Here is an 894-nt window from a genome sequence, read left to right on the forward strand (position 1 = left end):
TGTCCACGGTCGGCGGCGAGCAGTTGGGCCTCCCGGGCCCCCAGACGGGCGAGGGCGCCCCCGCACTGCCCCGGGACCTCTCCGCGCTGTCCTGGATGGTCTCGGACGCGGACACCGGCCAGGTACTGGCCGCCAGCAACGCCCACTGGCCGCTGCCGCCCGCCTCCACGCTCAAGATGCTCTTCGCGGACACGGTGCTGCCCACGGTCCCGGGCACGGCGAGCCACAAGGTGGAGCCGGCGGAGCTGGACGGGATGGGCGGCGGCAGCAGCGCGGTCGGCATCGTCCCGGGCCAGACGTACCAGGGCGCCGACCTCTGGCGCGGGGTGTTCCTGCGCTCGGGCAACGACGCGGTGCACGTCCTGGCGTCGATGAACGGCGGCGTCCCCAAGACCGTGTCGGACATGCAGACGAGGGCGGAGGCGCTGGGCGCCAAGGACACCCACGTCCGCAGCCCCGACGGCTACGACGCGGAGGGCCAGGTGTCCTCGGCGTACGACCTGACGCTGTTCCTCCGCTCGGGCCTGCGCAACAAGGACTTCAAGGAGTACTGCTCGACGGCGGACGCGAAGTTCCCGGGCGGCCCGAACACCAAGGGCAAGCCGTTCGGGATCTCCAACACCAACCGCATGCTCTCCGGCACCGGAGGCGTACCGAAGTACCCGGGCCTGATCGGCGGCAAGAACGGCTACACGACCCACGCCGGCAACACCCTCGCGGAGGCCGCCACCCGCGACGGGCACACGATCCTGGTGACGGTGATGAACCCCCAGGAGAACAAGCACGACAAGGTCTACACGGAGACGCGCGCGCTGCTGGACTGGGGCTTCGCGGCAGTGGGCAGGGCAAAGCCGGTAGGCACCCTGGACCCGGCCAAGCCCTCCCCCACGACCC

The 894-nt window shown here is 71.5% G+C and carries 1 protein-coding gene; it reads left to right on the top strand.

The features are described from left to right. Positions 1-894, top strand: an 894-nt coding sequence (locus tag ACJA3G_RS37790; RefSeq protein ID WP_406557517.1) for a D-alanyl-D-alanine carboxypeptidase family protein, incomplete at both ends; no start/stop codon positions are given.

Origin of the sequence: Streptomyces sp. YS-3, from assembly GCF_045257485.1 — a bacterium.
Taxonomy (GTDB): Bacteria; Actinomycetota; Actinomycetes; order Streptomycetales; family Streptomycetaceae; genus Streptomyces.